21 protein-coding genes are annotated in these 16,252 nt (G+C 39.6%); all 21 read left to right on the forward strand.

Translation table 11 applies throughout. The features are described 5' to 3' along the window. The first annotated feature begins 1 nt into the window (after nucleotide 1). The 21 genes from flgC to flhB all read left to right on the forward strand — a co-directional run bounded on the left by flgC (nucleotide 2) and on the right by flhB (nucleotide 16,225). The gene (gene flgC, locus LIT25_10575; protein USK35697.1) at nucleotides 2-454 is read left to right on the forward strand and encodes a flagellar basal body rod protein FlgC; all 453 of its coding nucleotides are present in this window, start codon (nucleotides 2-4) and stop codon (nucleotides 452-454) included. A gap of 12 nt (nucleotides 455-466) precedes the next feature. Then, entirely contained in the window at nucleotides 467-772 is a 306-nt protein-coding gene (gene fliE / locus LIT25_10580) for a flagellar hook-basal body complex protein FliE (protein USK35698.1), read from the forward strand. Nucleotides 773-853: 81 nt separating this feature from the next. Beyond that, nucleotides 854-2,443 (forward strand): flagellar M-ring protein FliF, encoded by a 1,590-nt coding sequence (fliF, locus tag LIT25_10585; protein ID USK35699.1) that lies wholly within the window; start codon nucleotides 854-856, stop codon nucleotides 2,441-2,443. 13 nt (nucleotides 2,444-2,456) lie between these two features. Next, nucleotides 2,457-3,476, forward strand: a complete 1,020-nt coding sequence (gene fliG, locus LIT25_10590) for a flagellar motor switch protein FliG (protein ID USK36233.1) — start codon at nucleotides 2,457-2,459, stop codon at nucleotides 3,474-3,476. Then, nucleotides 3,469-4,227, forward strand: a complete 759-nt coding sequence (gene fliH / locus LIT25_10595; protein USK35700.1) for a flagellar assembly protein FliH — start codon at nucleotides 3,469-3,471, stop codon at nucleotides 4,225-4,227. The genes fliG and fliH overlap by 8 nt, the downstream gene beginning before the upstream one ends. 7 nt (nucleotides 4,228-4,234) lie before the next feature. Continuing rightward, nucleotides 4,235-5,557 (forward strand): flagellar protein export ATPase FliI, encoded by a 1,323-nt coding sequence (gene fliI / locus LIT25_10600; protein ID USK35701.1) that lies wholly within the window; start codon nucleotides 4,235-4,237, stop codon nucleotides 5,555-5,557. Further along, nucleotides 5,554-5,997 (forward strand): flagellar biosynthesis chaperone FliJ, encoded by a 444-nt coding sequence (fliJ, locus tag LIT25_10605; GenBank protein USK35702.1) that lies wholly within the window; start codon nucleotides 5,554-5,556, stop codon nucleotides 5,995-5,997. Before fliI ends, fliJ begins: the two co-directional genes overlap by 4 nt. Before the next feature lie 11 nt (nucleotides 5,998-6,008). Beyond that, nucleotides 6,009-6,584, forward strand: coding sequence for a hypothetical protein (locus LIT25_10610; protein USK35703.1), 576 nt, complete (start codon nucleotides 6,009-6,011; stop codon nucleotides 6,582-6,584). A 32-nt stretch (nucleotides 6,585-6,616) separates the two neighbouring features. Next, the gene (locus tag LIT25_10615) at nucleotides 6,617-8,056 is read left to right on the forward strand and encodes a flagellar hook-length control protein FliK (GenBank protein USK35704.1); all 1,440 of its coding nucleotides are present in this window, start codon (nucleotides 6,617-6,619) and stop codon (nucleotides 8,054-8,056) included. Between the two features lie 13 nt (nucleotides 8,057-8,069). Continuing rightward, a complete protein-coding gene (flgD, locus tag LIT25_10620) occupies nucleotides 8,070-8,501 on the forward strand; it encodes a flagellar hook assembly protein FlgD (GenBank protein ID USK35705.1) in 432 nt (143 codons plus the stop codon). A 68-nt stretch (nucleotides 8,502-8,569) separates the two neighbouring features. Further along, entirely contained in the window at nucleotides 8,570-9,532 is a 963-nt protein-coding gene (gene flgG, locus LIT25_10625; GenBank protein USK35706.1) for a flagellar basal body rod protein FlgG, read from the forward strand. A gap of 44 nt (nucleotides 9,533-9,576) precedes the next feature. Continuing rightward, nucleotides 9,577-9,798 carry a flagellar FlbD family protein gene (locus LIT25_10630; protein USK35707.1) on the forward strand — a complete coding sequence of 74 codons (222 nt, stop codon included), beginning with the start codon at nucleotides 9,577-9,579 and terminating at the stop codon, nucleotides 9,796-9,798. Further along, entirely contained in the window at nucleotides 9,791-10,222 is a 432-nt protein-coding gene (gene fliL / locus LIT25_10635) for a flagellar basal body-associated protein FliL (GenBank protein USK35708.1), read from the forward strand. The genes LIT25_10630 and fliL overlap by 8 nt, the downstream gene beginning before the upstream one ends. A gap of 34 nt (nucleotides 10,223-10,256) precedes the next feature. After that, the gene (gene fliM / locus LIT25_10640; GenBank protein ID USK35709.1) at nucleotides 10,257-11,255 is read left to right on the forward strand and encodes a flagellar motor switch protein FliM; all 999 of its coding nucleotides are present in this window, start codon (nucleotides 10,257-10,259) and stop codon (nucleotides 11,253-11,255) included. Nucleotides 11,256-11,259: 4 nt separating this feature from the next. After that, nucleotides 11,260-12,360 carry a flagellar motor switch phosphatase FliY gene (gene fliY, locus LIT25_10645; protein USK36234.1) on the forward strand — a complete coding sequence of 367 codons (1,101 nt, stop codon included), beginning with the start codon at nucleotides 11,260-11,262 and terminating at the stop codon, nucleotides 12,358-12,360. A 21-nt stretch (nucleotides 12,361-12,381) separates the two neighbouring features. Further along, complete coding sequence (locus LIT25_10650) at nucleotides 12,382-12,744, forward strand: response regulator (protein USK35710.1); 363 nt, start codon at nucleotides 12,382-12,384, stop codon at nucleotides 12,742-12,744. A gap of 21 nt (nucleotides 12,745-12,765) precedes the next feature. Further along, nucleotides 12,766-13,416 (forward strand): flagellar biosynthetic protein FliO, encoded by a 651-nt coding sequence (gene fliO, locus LIT25_10655; protein USK36235.1) that lies wholly within the window; start codon nucleotides 12,766-12,768, stop codon nucleotides 13,414-13,416. Beyond that, nucleotides 13,413-14,078 (forward strand): flagellar type III secretion system pore protein FliP, encoded by a 666-nt coding sequence (gene fliP / locus LIT25_10660; protein USK35711.1) that lies wholly within the window; start codon nucleotides 13,413-13,415, stop codon nucleotides 14,076-14,078. Before fliO ends, fliP begins: the two co-directional genes overlap by 4 nt. A gap of 16 nt (nucleotides 14,079-14,094) precedes the next feature. After that, nucleotides 14,095-14,364 (forward strand): flagellar biosynthesis protein FliQ, encoded by a 270-nt coding sequence (gene fliQ / locus LIT25_10665; GenBank protein ID USK35712.1) that lies wholly within the window; start codon nucleotides 14,095-14,097, stop codon nucleotides 14,362-14,364. Between the two features lie 3 nt (nucleotides 14,365-14,367). Next, complete coding sequence (fliR, locus tag LIT25_10670; protein USK35713.1) at nucleotides 14,368-15,156, forward strand: flagellar type III secretion system protein FliR; 789 nt, start codon at nucleotides 14,368-14,370, stop codon at nucleotides 15,154-15,156. After that, the gene (flhB, locus tag LIT25_10675) at nucleotides 15,143-16,225 is read left to right on the forward strand and encodes a flagellar biosynthesis protein FlhB (protein USK35714.1); all 1,083 of its coding nucleotides are present in this window, start codon (nucleotides 15,143-15,145) and stop codon (nucleotides 16,223-16,225) included. The genes fliR and flhB overlap by 14 nt, the downstream gene beginning before the upstream one ends. Nucleotides 16,226-16,252: the final 27 nt, after the last annotated feature.

Consider the following 16,252-nt stretch of genomic DNA (forward strand, 5'->3'; position numbering starts at 1 on the left):
TATGAATATTTTCAGTCAGTTAAATACAACCGCTTCTGCCCTAACAGCGCAGAGATTAAGAATGGATGTCATCTCATCCAATATGGCAAATGCCGATACAACAAGAGCTGTCTTTGAAAATGGAGAATGGCAGCCCTACCGGCGAAAAATGGTCGTAACTGAGCCAAATGGAAATACGTTTTTATCTCACTTACATAGAGCACAGGGTAAAGTGGCAAATGACTTGTCTGGTGTAAAGGTCACAGAAATCAAGGAGGATCAAACTCCATTTAAACTGGTATTTGATCCTGAACACCCGGATGCAAATGATCAAGGATATGTAGAGCTCCCTAACGTTGATCCTCTAAAAGAAATGGTTGATTTAATGAGCAGCACACGGTCATACGAGGCAAATGCAACAGTTTTTAACGCTTCTAAAGACATGCTGATGAAAACATTAGAATTAGGAAAGTAGGATTGAGGATCCATGATTCAAGCTATATCACCCTTTCAGATGCAGAGAGTTAAGGAAAGTCAAGTTCAGGACGTTCAAAAAAATAAACAAACTCAACAGACCTCATTTTCCGATTTCTTAACACAATCAATCAATGAAGTGAATTCCATGCAGGTGAAATCAGATCAAATGACCGCTGCATTAGCAGAAGGGAAAAATGTTCAATTGCAGGATGTTATGATTGCCGCTGAAAAGGCGAGTGTAACCATGCTTGCAACAATTGAAATCAGAAATAAAGCAGTAGAAGCATATCAGGAAATGATGAGAATGCAAATATAATCTTAATATGTATAAAACTAGCGATGGATGCCGACTTCTCTATGCAGCATTCATGTCGTCATTATCGGGGGATTTCCAGGAATGAATCAGAAGTTAATGGAATTTAGAAATAAAATAGTACAGGTTTGGACTGAACGCACGAAAGCACAAAAGGCTTTTATCATTGGCGGAATTGCTGCTTTGCTTCTTTTTATTGGAATTGGATCTTATATGGCATCAAATCCCGATCTTGTAGCGCTTTATAAAGATCTATCCCCCCAGGAGACAGGTCAAATAAAGGAAACGCTGGATGCTCAAGGGATTCAATCAAAAATCACAGATAATGGTGCAACAATATTGGTGCCCTCTGAGATGGTTGACAATCTAAAAGTTGAGCTTGCAGCTGAAGGAATCCCGAACAGCGGTGTGATCGACTATTCGTTTTTTGGTCAAAATGTTGGATTTGGGATGACGGATAACGAATTTGATGTTTTGAAGCTGAAAGCCACACAAACAGAACTTTCAAATTTAATAAAAGGTATTGAGGGAGTACATGACGCAAAGGTCATGATAAATCTTCCGAAAGAATCTGTTTTTGTTAATGAAGACAATGGCTCATCTACCGCCTCTATTGTCTTAAGCATGAAGCCCGGAATACAGCTTGATCAGACAAAGGTAAATGCCCTTTATCATCTCGTTTCAAAAAGTGTTCCTGATCTATCTACAGATAATATCGTCATTATGGATCAAAATTTTGAGTATTTTGATTTAAAAAATAATAAAAATATTCCTGTTGTTGAAAATATTTCCACTCAGTATGATCTGAAAACGAAAATTGAGCAGGATATTCAGCGTCAAGTCCAAAAAATGCTCGGAACGATGATGGGGCAGGATAAAGTAGTTGTATCTGTAACTGCTGATTTAGACTTTACCCAGGAAAACAGAGAAGAAACCATCGTAGAGCCTGTTGATAAGGAAAATATGGAAGGTCTTGCGGTAAGTGTAGAAAGAATTACTGAGACATATACAGGCGAAGGTGCACCTGAAGGCGGCGTTACTGGAGCTGGAGAAGATGATATACCTGGCTATGAAGCTGTCCAGGGTGAAGGTACAGGGGATTATGAAAAAATAGAAGAACGAATAAATAATGAAGTAAACCGTGTTAAGAAAGAAATCGTTGAAAGTCCATATAAAGTTCGTGATTTAGGAATTCAAGTCATGGTTGAACCCCCTTCTTCAGATGACCCAAGTTCATTATCTGCTGAAAGTGTAAATGACATTGAAAAGCTCCTTGGGACGATCATCCGTACTTCGATAAATAAGGATGAAACGGCAGAGCCGCTTACAGATGAACAGATAGAGGAGAAAATATCCGTTTCTGTACAAGCGTTTGCAGGGAAAATGGACCTGGTGGATGAGACGAAATCATTTCTTCCAGTCTGGCTTTATGCGGCGGGTGGAATTCTCTTCCTGATTATTGTTATCCTTCTGGTTTTATTATTTAGAAAAAAACGCAAAGCAGAAGACGAATATGAAGAAGACATTTTTGTACAAGAGAAATTGATCCTGCCCGATGTAAATAATGAGCATGAAAGCGAGACATCTGTAAGGAGAAAACAATTAGAAAAAATGGCCAGAGAAAAACCGGAAGATTTTGCGAAGCTGCTCAGATCTTGGCTGACGGAAGAATAGGAGGTTTTAAGTGATGGTAAGAAGAGCAAACAATGGAAGACTTACTGGGAAGCAAAAAGCCGCCATCCTTCTGATTTCCCTTGGTCCAGATGTAGCTGCATCTGTTTATAAGCATCTATCAGAAGAGGAAATTGAACGACTGACTCTTGAAATCTCAGGAGTCAGAAATGTAGATTCTCAAAATAAAGAAGAAATCATTGAAGAGTTTCATCAAATTGCGATGGCTCAGGAATTTATCTCTCAAGGAGGCATCTCTTACGCGAAACAGATTCTCGAAAAAGCTTTGGGAGAAGATCGGGCATCAGGCATCATTCACAGGCTGACATCTTCACTGCAGGTTAAACCTTTTGATTTTGCAAGAAAAGCTGATCCTGCACATATCTTTAATTTTATACAGGGGGAGCATCCCCAAACAATTGCCCTTATTTTATCTTATTTGGACCCCGTACAATCAGGCAAGATCTTATCTGGCTTGCCGCATGAGCAGCAGGCTGATATTGCAAGGCGCATCGCTAAAATGGACCGTACTTCACCGGAAATTATCAATGAAGTGGAACAGATCCTTGAGCGGAAATTATCATCATCTGTCACGCAGGATTATACACAGACAGGCGGCGTCGAAGCTGTAGTAGAAGTTCTTAACGGTGTAGACCGCAGTACAGAAAAGACCATTCTTGATTCTCTCGAAATACAAGATCCGGAACTTGCAGAGGAAATAAAAAAGAGAATGTTTGTATTTGAAGATATTGTGACACTTGACAGCAGAGCGATTCAGCGCGTCATCCGCGACGTGGAGAACGAGGACTTAATGCTTTCTCTGAAAGTTGCAAGCGAGGAAGTAAAAGAAGTTGTCTTTAAAAATATGTCAAAGAGAATGGCAGAGACATTTAGAGAAGAAATGGAGTTTATGGGTCCAGTCAGACTTCGTGATGTTGAGGAAGCTCAGTCACGCATCGTTGCAGTTATACGCAGACTTGAAGACGCCGGCGAGATCGTAATCGCCCGCGGCGGAGGAGATGATATCATTGTCTAAATTGATTAAATCGGCACATGCACTTCAGCAGGAAGACGCTAAAAAATCAATTTTATTAAAGACAATCGACTTCAGTCCTCCTTCAAATGTAAGGGGAAATCCAGAACTGTCAATGAAAGCAAAAGTGTTTTTGCAGCAGGCAAGCGAGGAAGCTGAAACACTTGTTCAAAAAGCTAAAGCTGAAGCGAAAAGCATCCGAATTAATATAGAGGCTGAGCGGCAGCAATGGAATTCTGAGCGGGAGATGCAAAAAGAAGTAGCGAGAGAAGAAGGATACCTTGCCGGTCTGAATGCCGGAAAAGAAGAAGGCTACATGCAATACATATCCCATCTTGAAGACGCACGGGAAATTGTTCAGCAATCAAAGGAAGATTATATCGGCAAAATTGTTTCAGCTGAAGAAACGATCGTCAAGCTTGCTGTTAAATTGGCTGAGAAGCTGATTTTTATTGAAATGGAAGAAAATCCGAAGTGGTTTTTGGAGCTTGTTAAAAAAGCATTAAATGAAGTTCGCGAGTATCCTGAAATTAAAATTTTTGTTCATCCGATACATTATGGTCATGTTTTAAAACAAAAAAATGAATTAGAGAATACGCTTATGTCTAAATCAGACTTGTTTATATTTCCTGATGATTCATTGCCAGAAGGAAGCTGTCAAATTGAATCACCTTTTGGAAAGGTGGATGCAGGAATAGATGTACAGCTTCAGCAGCTGAAGCAGCAAATGCTTGAATTGGTTGGAGAGGAATGAGCACTTTTTGAAAGCAGAGGAGTTAATCTCGAGAATAGATACCCTGGATTCTTATAAAAGATATGGAAAAGTTATCAAAGTGATTGGACTGATGATTGAGTCAAGAGGCCCGAAAAGTTCAATAGGAGATTTATGCTATATTCATACAGGTTCCAGTAAGGAATCAGCAATTCCGGCTGAAGTGGTTGGATTCAAAGGGGAAAACGTCCTATTGATGCCATTTGAGCATCTTTCACAGATTTCACCAGGCAGTATCGTGAAAGCAACAAATGACTCTTTGAAAATAAAAGTAGGTTCTGGTTTGATCGGTCAAGTTGTAGATGCGTATGGCCATCCTCTAAATCTATCCCCTTTGCCAAAAGGTTTAACGCCAATATCTGCTGAACAAAGTCCTCCAAACCCTATGAGAAGACCCCCAATAAATGAACCGATGGAAGTAGGCATTCGCGTGATCGACAGCCTGCTGACTGTAGGAAAAGGTCAGCGTGTAGGGATTTTTGCGGGAAGCGGCGTAGGGAAAAGTACACTCATGGGAATGATTGCAAGAAATACAAAAGCGGATCTGAATGTGATCGCTCTAATAGGAGAGCGCGGCCGTGAAGTCAGGGAATTCATTGAAAAGGATCTGGGAGAAGAAGGGCTTAAACGTTCTATTGTAGTAGTGGCAACCTCAGATCAGCCGGCTTTAATGAGAATGAAAGCTTCATATACTGCTACAGCCATCGCTGAATATTTCCGGGATAAAGACATGAATGTCATGTTCATGATGGATTCTGTTACAAGGGTTGCCATGGCACAAAGAGAGATAGGACTCGCAGTCGGCGAACCTCCAACAGCCAAAGGCTATACACCAAGTGTTTTTGCCGTCCTGCCTAAGCTATTAGAGCGGACAGGCACAAACGAGAAAGGAACCATTACTGCTTTTTATACCGTGCTTGTAGATGGTGACGATATGAATGAGCCGATTGCGGATACAGTGCGGGGAATACTCGATGGACACATCGTGCTTGACCGCAGCTTGGCTAACAAAGGCCAGTTTCCGGCAGTCAACGTATTAAAAAGCATAAGCAGGGTAATGAATCAAATTGTTTCTGATCATCAGAAAAAGAATGCGGCAAAACTGAGAGAATTACTGGCAGCTTATATGAATTCTGAAGACTTGATTAATATTGGAGCTTACAAAAGAGGTTCGAACAGGGAGATTGATGATGCCATCCGATTTTATCCGAAGATTATTTCATTTTTAAAACAGGATGTGCATGATAAAATCACTTTTGCAGAGAGCACAGCCTCATTAGAACGATTGATTGAAAAAGGTGAGAATGGGTGAAATATACATACCGGTTTCAAAAAGTGCTTGAATTAAAAGAAAATGAAAAAGAAAAGTCTCTTGAAGACTATAACCGTTCTGTTTTTGAATTTGAAAAAGCCGCAGAAAAGCTGTATGACTGCCTGAAGAAAAAAGAGGTGCTCGAAGAGAGAACCATAAGGCAGCTGAGCACAGGCATGCCTGTACAGGAAATCCGCCACTTTCAGCAGTTTGTCACTAATTTAGAAAAAACGATTGCCCATTATCAGCGGCTGGTCGTTATGACAAGAGAAAACATGAATGAAAAACAGCTTGAGCTTACTGAAAAAAATATTGAAGTAAAGAAATATGAAAAAATGAAAGAAAAGCATGATGAAGTTCATCTCGAACATGTGAAAACATCAGAATCAAAGTTCATGGATGATCTCTCGATTCAGGCCTTTGCACTTCGGGGAAATTAGGTGAAAATACTGTGAAAAACAATGAGAATGATTCAAGCAAGCTTCAATGGACATTTTTTGTAATTGTCATTCCATTTATATTTACTGTCACGTTCATTACGGTCATCTTAACAGTAGCGCGCGTAGATGTGGCAGGGAAAATGAAAGGAGTGATCTTGCATCTGCAGGGAACTGCAGAACATACGAGCGTTCATGAGGAAAAAAACAGCAAAAATGCAGATGCCTCCCATACAGCAGAGCTTGAGAAAGCTAATAAGTTTCAAAAAAACACCATTGAAAAACAGCAGCAGGAAATATCTGCCGCAGAAAACGACGCTGACCTTAAAGTGAGAGAAATTCAGCAGCTCAGCCAAGAAGTAAAGTCCCTCAAAGAACAGCTGCTTGGAACAGAAAATAAAGAAAAAGATATCGCCAAACTCTATGAAAAGATGTCCAGCAAAAAAGCCGCTGAAATCATCCCGTTTTTATCAGATGAAGAGGCTTTGCTGATTTTAACTTCTATTAAAGATGATCAGCTCATTGCAGTGATGGAAAAAATGTCAGTTGAGGATGCTGCGAAATATACAAAAATGCTTGCAAAATCCTGACACCATGGATGACTTGTAAGGGAGGTGAAAAGGTGAAAATTTCTGCTGACTTACTAAATACCGGGACTGTATGGAAGAACGCGCATCAAAAAAGTGAACAATCTTCTTCTTTTCAAACCCTTTTTGATAGCTTGCAGCTTACTGAACAAGAAGATCATTCATCAGTTGCTGAATCCGAAAAGATTTATGAAGAGAATCATCCAGAATTTGATTTTAACGAATTTGAAGAGGAAATAAAGGGCTTTTTAACGACTATACCTTTGGAAGAAGGGTACTTCATTCAATCTCCAATATTAAATCAGAAAATCACTCAATTAGCAGAGCTTGCAGATGAGAATGAAGGCTATATTATCCTTACAATCTTAACCCATTCTGAATCTATGGAGAATATTTTCGCTCAGCTGAACGAACAGCCGGCTGCAGAATCAGTGATACTGCTTACAGTGATGGCTGGAATTATGCAGTTGCCTGGATCAAAAGAAATAACGGAGCTTAAGAATGAACTGATTTCCAATTTTAATAAAGATCGGCCGGATCTAATAATGAAGGACTCTTCTCTTGCAGAAGCAATAAAGATTTTTGATGAATATGATCAGAGCGGAAATCAAATGAGCAGAACTGCAGAAAATAATCGTTCCGGCCTTGTGCATACTCCTGTAAATGAGAATTTAATACAAGCGGAATTAACCTCTAAAGTAAGGGATCCTGTTAAAAACATGATGGAAGAAACGCCTCTCTCAGCACAAAAATATGAACTTCCTAAAATGACTGGCCTATATAATAGCCAGAATCTGAATGGTGACAGCAATGAAGCAATATTATTAGTAAGTACAGAAGAACGTTATCGTATTTATTCATTAGGACAAAACATTGGTGCTCCTCCAATTAAAATGTTTAATAAATTTAAAACAGCAGGCACTGAGGGCAATAAGAATTTACCTGTTTCAGGCATGACAGGTCAAGATGTGCAAAGAAATCTCGCTTTTTCAGAAAGTGGTTTACAAATAAATACAGGAAAAGCGAAAGTTTTCTCAACATCAGATAAAGCGATTCCAGCCCCACAAAATCAGCAGTTATTTAATAATCAAGTTACAGAAGCTTTTAAACGGTCCAAAGCGCTATTCAAAGCCATTGGTTCATCTCAATTGACCATCCGTTTAGCTCCAGAACATTTAGGGATGCTGACAATAAAACTTCAGCAGCAGGATGGAAAAACGATTGCGAAGATCATTACTTCCACACAATCCGCAAAGGAGCTGGTTGAACAAGGCATTCATCAACTGAAACAAGTACTTCCAGCTATCAGTATTCAGGTTGACAGGTTTGAAATGTATAGCGAACAGCTGGAGCCTTCATTTAATCGCAGCCATGAAGAAGCTGATCAACATCGGCGTGAACAAGACAGATCAAGAAAAGAATCAAAAGAAGATGAAAGAGATACATTTAAAGCACATTTAAATATGCTGACGTAAGCGGAGGATGAAAATGACTCAAAACACAATTGATGCAGGACTGCTCTTATCTTCTACAAATACAGCAGAAAGATCCGGAGGAAAATCCAGCTTAGGTAAAGACGACTTCTTGAAAATCTTGATTGCCCAGCTTCAAAATCAGGATCCACTTAATCCAATGGAAGATAAAGAGTTCATTTCTCAGATGGCCAGTTTTTCTTCACTTGAACAAATGACAAATATGAGTACCCAGCTCAGTGATTTTATTCACCTTCATGTGAATGATGGTATTTTAAAGTACTCTGAAATGATAGGAAAACAAGTTGAGTGGGAGTCAAGTGAAGGCAAGTCTTCCGGAATCGTTAAATCCATTAAACAGTCAGGTGCAGATATTATTCTGGAAATGCAGGATGGAAAAGAAGTGACAAGCGCTTTGATTACAAAAGTGACAGTTCAGAATTCATAATTTTTAAAAATTGAAATTTAAATTGATTCAGCACTTAAATGCTGACCATTAAGGGAGAGAGAAAATCTATGTTGCGTTCAATGTACTCTGGTGTAAGCGGTATGAAAAATTTTCAGACAAAACTTGATGTGATTGGAAATAACATCGCAAACGTTAATACTTATGGTTTCAAAAAAGGCCGAGTTACCTATAAGGATTTAATAAACCAGCAAATTGCAGGCGCCAGTGCAGCAACAAATAATTCAAGCGGAATGAACGCGAAACAGGTAGGTCTTGGTTCAGCCCTGAGCTCTATTGATACCATTCACACTGCTGGTTCTAATCAAACGACCGGCCGTACGCTGGATCTTGCGTTGGCTGGTGATGGATTTTTTGTAGTTGGAACGATTAAAGATTTAACAAAGGTAGGTTTAGATACAGACACAGGAAAGAAAGACAATATTATAGCAGAACCAATAGATGATGCAGTTGATTTAAGTTATACACGTGCTGGAAACTTCTATCTGGACGATAAAGGATATTTAGTGACATCAGACGGGTTTTATTTAATAGGTCAGACAGGAGATAAAACACCCGGGAATGCTGCGGATGAATCTGAATGGACGGATCAGCTCAGCGCTGAAGCAGGGCTTATCCAAATTCCACTGACAGCTAAAAGTTTCAATATCGGTCCAGATGGAACAGTAAGCTTTGTAGATGATGGCGGAGAATTGAGAGTGGCGGGACAAATTCGTGTCGCTAATTTCGCCAATGAGGGAGGACTTGAAAAAGTCGGAGGCAACATGTATAAACAGTCCAGTAACTCAGGGACGATCGACACAAATGGGGATGGAATCCAGCTGAATGAACTTTCAGTCCCGGGCCAAGATGGTTCAGCTGCAATAATGGCAGGAATGCTTGAGATGTCAAACGTAGACCTTGCAGATGAATTCACGGAAATGATCATGGCTCAGCGCGGATTCCAGTCAAATACAAAAATTATTACGACTGCTGATGAAATTCTTCAGGAATTAATGAATTTAAAACGTTAAGTTAGGGGGCAGGGGTTCATATCTATATATGACCCCCGCAGCATTTGATTTTATTAACTCGTTTGAACGGAAAGTCTTTTACACTAAACGCGATTTACATAGAGCAGGTAGAGTCTTTTCCGGACACAACCATAACACTTGCCAACGGGAAAAAATTTGTTGTAAAAGAATCAGAAGCTGCCGTTTCAATGTTAACTCGCAATTTTTATAGAGAAATTCATCTTTTACATGCATCAGGTTCTGCGGAGGTGACCGGGCATGAATAAAAAATTATTAACCATCATGCTTGTCATCATTACATCCATTACGTTAATAGGCGTATCAGCATTAGTCATCGCAACAAATTTTATGGATACGGCAGAAGCAAAAGAAAAAGAGCCGTCCATCGATGAGGTCATCGAGTATTCCTTTGATCTTCCGGAAATTACGACTAATCTGGCAAGTGAAAACATTGTCCGTTTGTCTTTTAAACTAGAAACGGACAGCAAGAAAGCGAAAGAAGAGCTTGAAAAAAGAGAATTTCAAGTCAGAGATATCATCATTTCAGAGCTTTCAAATATTTCTGCTGAAGAATTGGATGGAAAAGACGGGATGGATGCTTTTAAAGAGACTGTTAAGAAGCGGGCAAACGAATTGATGCAAAAAGGGAAAATTCAGAAGGTCTACACAACCTCCTATATCATTCAATAGTTTGGCATAAAACCTGCACAGGAGGTGTGAATGCATGACAAGTGAAATATTGTCTCAAAATGAAATTGATGCTTTGCTGTCAGCTATTTCGTCAGGTGAAATGGATGCAGATGAATTAAAAAAAGAAGAAACAGAGCGAAAGGTAAAAGTTTACGATTTTAAGAGAGCTCTAAGGTTTTCTAAAGATCAAATTAGAAGCTTAACGAGAATTCATGAAAACTTTGCAAGGCTTTTAACAACCTATTTTTCAGCTCAGCTGAGAACATATGTCCAGATCAGTGTAGGGTCTGTAGATCAGCTGCCATATGAAGAATTTATCCGGTCGATTCCAAAGATGACCATTCTTAATGTATTTGAAGTTATCCCTTTAAATGGGCGCATATTAATGGAAGTCAACCCGATTATCGCTTATGCCATGATGGACAGGCTTATGGGGGGCCATGGCACAGGCATAAATAAATCTGATCAATTGACGGAAATTGAAAGCAGAATTATGTCAAACCTGTTTGAAAAATCACTTGATAATTACAAAGAGGCATGGAGTTCAATCTATAACATAGAACCGGTCATGAATGATCTTGAAGTCAACCCGCAGTTCCTTCAGATGGTTTCACCGAATGAAACGGTGGTTGTGATTTCGCTGAACACTCAGATTGGTGAAACGAGCGGCATGATAAATCTCTGTATTCCGCATGTCATCTTAGAACCGATTATTCCCCGTTTAAGTGTTCACTTTTGGATGCAGTCTGAAAGAAAAGAACCAAAGCAAAACGAAGTTGAAGCTCTGGAAAGAAAAATTCATTCAGCAGAACTTCAGATTATCGCAGAACTGGGAATATCAGAGATTACCATACAAGAATTTTTGGACATTCAAGCGGGAGATATTATACAGCTGGAAAAAGCCATTAATCAGCCTTTAGTGGTCAAAATTGGAGATAAACCAAAATTTTATGGTCAGCCCGGTAAAGTGAAAAGAAAAGCAGCAGTGCAAGTAATCGGCCATTATCAGAGGGGGCACGAAGAAGGTGAGTAATGGGATGTTATCTCAGGATGAGATTGATGCTCTTTTAAAAGGATCAGATTCAATTGATGAAAAGAGTTTTTCGATAGAAACTGAAGATTATTTAAATGATAAGGAAAAAGATGCAATTGGGGAGATTGGCAATATTTCATTTGGCAGTTCAGCTACAGCACTATCTACATTGCTGCATCAAATAGTGGAAATTACCACTCCAACTGTTTCTGTTGTGCAAAAACAAAGATTATCTGATGAGTTTCCACATCCTTATGTAGCCATTAAGGTGAACTATACAGAAGGATTTATCGGCAGTAATCTGCTTGTGATTAAACAAAGTGATGCAGCGATAATCGCTGATTTGATGATAGGAGGAAATGGTGGAACTTCTAATTCAATACTGGATGAAATTATGATCAGCGCGGTTCAAGAAGCGATGAATCAAATGATGGGGTCAGCTGCAACCTCAATGTCTACGATCTTTAACAAAAAAGTAGATATCTCTCCTCCGTCTATTGAGCTCCTGGATGTAAAAGAAGGAGAGGGAACAGAAGCCTTTCCAAAGGAAGATTTATTTATAAAAGTGGCATTCAGGCTGAAGATCGGTGTTTTAATAGATTCAGAGATTATGCAGCTGCTGCCTCTGCAATTTGTAAAAGGTCTTGTTGATGAGCTAATGAATCCAAAGGAGCAGGCTGCGGCGATTGAAGCTGTAAAAGAAGAAAGACGGATTGAACCAGCACTTCAGAACCGGCCTAGTTATGCTTCACAGCCTGTTCAGCAAAGCGCAGAGAAACGGCAAGTCGATGTTATGCCGGCTGAATTTTCATCTTTTGAACCTGTTCCAGCCTATCAAAATGAAATGAAAAATCTTGATATGCTGCTTGATATCCCTCTTCAGGTAACTGTTGAACTTGGCCGCACAAAGCGTTCAGTTAAAGAAATTCTGGAACTTTCCTCCGGCTCAATAATTGAATTGGATAAACTTGCAGGCGAACCTGTTGATATTCTAATTAACAATAAAATCGTCGCACAAGGGGAAGTAGTTGTTATTGAAGAAAATTTCGGAGTGCGGGTGACTGATATTTTAAGTCAGTTTGAGCGATTAAATAAACTAAAGTAATCAATCATGGGAGCGACTGAAATGGCACATAAAATTATGATCGTGGACGATGCAGCATTTATGAGAATGATGATCAAAGATATCTTGACAAAAAATGGATTTGAGGTTGTAGCTGAAGCTGCTGACGGTGCACAGGCTGTTGAGAAGTATAAAGAGCATTACCCGGACCTTGTAACAATGGATATTACTATGCCTGAAATGGATGGCATTACCGCCCTCAAAGAAATTAAAAAAATGAACGCTCATGCAAAAGTCATCATGTGTTCTGCCATGGGACAGCAGGCAATGGTCATCGATGCGATTCAAGCAGGCGCAAAAGACTTTATCGTGAAGCCTTTTCAGGCAGACAGAGTGCTTGAAGCCATTCATAAAATATTAAGTTAAAAGGAGTCTTTCCACTTGCAAGTGAAAATCAATTGGACCGGAATAGCTATCATAGTTTTCCTCTTCCTTATACCGTACGGTGAGACAGTTGTTCATGCGGAGCAGGGGACTGAATCCGTAGCAGATTGGGTCGGGTCAGATGAAAAAAAGGCTGACAGCAAGAGTGAAAAAACCGGCGGGGATGAAATAAATCAGGCTGCTGATACGTCGGTTACAGCTTGGGATTTCGTTAAGATGATCCTCTCAACTGCATTTATCCTATTTTTAATCTACATACTGCTTAAATTTGTGAGCAAAAGGAAAAATTTCACTTCTTCATCAAGTTATATTGAAAATCTTGGCGGAACAAATGTCGGTCAAAATCGTTCCATTCAGTTAATCAAAGTAGGGAAAAAAATCCTTGTAGTAGGTGTTTCAGATTCGGTTCAGCTGTTAAAAGAAATTGAGGATGAGGATGAATGCAGAGAGATAGCAGAGGGACATCAGCAAAGATTCGCTCCTGCGATTGACCCGAAAGATTGGCTTAACAAAGTATCTGGGCCGTTATTTAACACTAAAAATAACAGAAGCGTTAACGGGCATTCATTTTCCTTTAAAGAACAGCTGGAGCAATTAAAAAAGGAAAGACGAAGCAGCTTAGAGGATTTAACTAGAAAGGATTACACAAAATGAATGAATTTGTGGAAATATTCAGCAATAGCGATGCGGAAAATGTAAGCACCTCTGTAAGATTGCTGCTGTTGCTGACTGTCCTTTCTCTCGCACCAAGCATTTTAATTTTAATGACATGTTTTACCCGTATCATCATCGTCCTGTCTTTTGTAAGGACGTCACTCGCAACGCAGCAGATGCCCCCGAACCAGGTGCTGATCGGCATTGCCCTGTTTTTATCATTTTTCATTATGGCCCCGACTTTTTCAGAAATCTATAAACAGGCATTAACGCCATTATTTAATGAAGAAATTGGACTCGAAGAGGCTTATGAAAAAGCAGCTCTCCCTTTAAAAGAATTTATGAGCAAGTATACGAGGCAAAAGGATTTAGCTCTGTTTCTTGAATATGCAAAGATGGAAAAGCCGGACTCGGTAGAAGACATTCCGCTTACAGCGCTTGTTCCTGCGTTTGCAATCAGTGAAATAAAAACCGCTTTTCAAATTGGATTTATGATTTTCATACCATTTTTAGTCATCGACATGGTGGTAGCAAGTATTTTGATGTCAATGGGAATGATGATGCTTCCGCCTGTGATGATTTCACTTCCATTTAAAATTCTGCTGTTTGTTCTTGTAGATGGGTGGTATTTGGTCGTGAAATCACTTCTTCAAAGTTTTTAAGTAGGAGATTAAACATATGAGTTCAGAATTTGTCATTTCGATTGCTGAAAAAGCCATTTATACAACCTTAATCATATGCGGTCCTCTTTTGGCGATCGCATTGGTTATTGGTTTAGTTGTCAGTGTTTTTCAGGCTGCAACACAAATTCAGGAGCAGACGCTTGCTTTTGTTCCTAAAATTGTGGGAGTGCTGATCGGGCTCGTCTTTTTCGGCCCGTGGATGCTGTCAACCATCATATCCTATGCACAGGATATTTTCGGCAATCTTAATAGATTTGTAGGTTAAGACATGAATGTAATTGAAAGTTTTCCGTCTTTTTTGCTTATCTTTGCAAGAATGAGCGCATTTTTCGTAACACTGCCGCTGTTTTCGTACCGCACCATTCCATCATCACATAAAATCGGTTTTTCTTTTTTTCTTTCTCTTATCGTATTTACTGCAGTAAATCCAGAACCGATGGAACTGAACGGAGCATTTATACTCCTTGCAGTAAAAGAAGTCATGATCGGTCTATTCATCGGTTTTTCTGCCTATCTTATGATGGCTGCTGTGCAAATAGCCGGCAGTTTGATCGATTTTCAAATGGGATTTGCCATTGCCAATATTATCGATCCGCAAACCGGGGCGCAAAGTCCGTTAATTGGTCAATTCCTTAATATCCTGGTCTTGCTTTTTATTCTGAGTGTAAACGCCCATCATCTCTTGCTGGACGGCGTTTTTTACAGTTTTCAATACATTCCGCTTGAGAATGCTGCGTTTCCTTTTGGAGGTGGGAATATCGCTAATCTGATCACAAAATCGTTCAGTGCGATGTTTTTGATCGCCTTTCAAATGTCATTTCCTGTTGTGGCATCGTTGTTCCTGGTGGATCTGGCCCTTGGAATTGTAGCCCGCACAGTGCCTCAGCTGAATATTTTTGTAGTTGGACTTCCGCTGAAAATCGGTGTCAGCTTTATTATGCTCATATTGGTCATGGGAACGATGTTCATTCTCATCCAGCATGTGTTTGAAACCATGCTTTATACGATGAGGGGGTTAATGGAAATAATCGGAGGAGCAGGAAATGGAATTTCTTAAACTTGATCTGCAATTCTTTTCAGGTGAAAAAACAGAAAAAGCTACACCGCGCAAGCGTGATGATGTCAGAAAAAAAGGACAGGTTGCCAAAAGTGCAGATGTAAATACGGCAATCAGCCTGCTGGCCATTTTTTTATCCTTTCTGTTTATCGGGCCATTCATGCTGCAGCGAATACTCGCAATGATGAATGCCTCGTTGCAAGAGACAATTTTAATGAATTTGACAGAAAAAAATGTCCATGAACTGATGGTTGAGATGGTGATCGAGTCAGCCTATATAAGTGCTCCTGTCATGGTGGTGGCATTAGTTGCAGGAGTCGCAGGAAACTATATGCAGGCAGGCTTTTTATTCTCAACAGAAGCCATTCAGATGAAACTTGAGAAAATTAATCCGATTCAAGGCTTCAAGCGCATTTATTCCATGAGAGCGATTGTTGAACTGCTTAAATCGATATTGAAAATATCATTTGTGGGAGCTGTAACTTTTTCTGTCATCTGGTTTCAGACGGGGGAAATTTTGTCTCTTTCAAAATTAACAGTAGAAAAAGCGTTCATATTCATTGCAAAGCTCACCTTTCAAATGGGATTGTTTGCATCCATAGCCCTGTTATTTCTCTCGCTGCTTGATTATTTTTATCAAAAATTCGATTTTGAAAAGAACATCCGCATGTCAAAGCAGGATTTAAAAGATGAGTACAAAAAGTCAGAGGGAGATCCGTTAATTAAGTCGCGAATTAAACAAAGACAAAGAGAAATGGCAGCCAGACGCATGATGCAGGATGTCCCCAATGCAGATGTCGTCATTACAAACCCAACCCATTTTGCTATCGCCTTAAAATATGACGAAGACAAAATGGATGCACCGTTCGTTGTCGCTAAAGGAGTCGATTTTGTTGCTCAAAAAATCAAAGAGACGGCAAAAGCAAATGATGTGACAATGGTAGAAAATCGTCCTTTAGCTAGAGCGCTTTACGATCAAATTGAAATCGGAAAAGCGGTGCCTGAAGAATTTTTTAAAGCTATTGCAGAAATATTGGCTTATGTCTATCAGCTGAAAAATAAGATTTAAAGTTTTATAGGATACAGGTTCTGTTTG

Source organism: Bacillus sp. F19 (assembly GCA_023823795.1).
Classification (GTDB): domain Bacteria; phylum Bacillota; class Bacilli; order Bacillales; family Bacillaceae; genus Bacillus_P.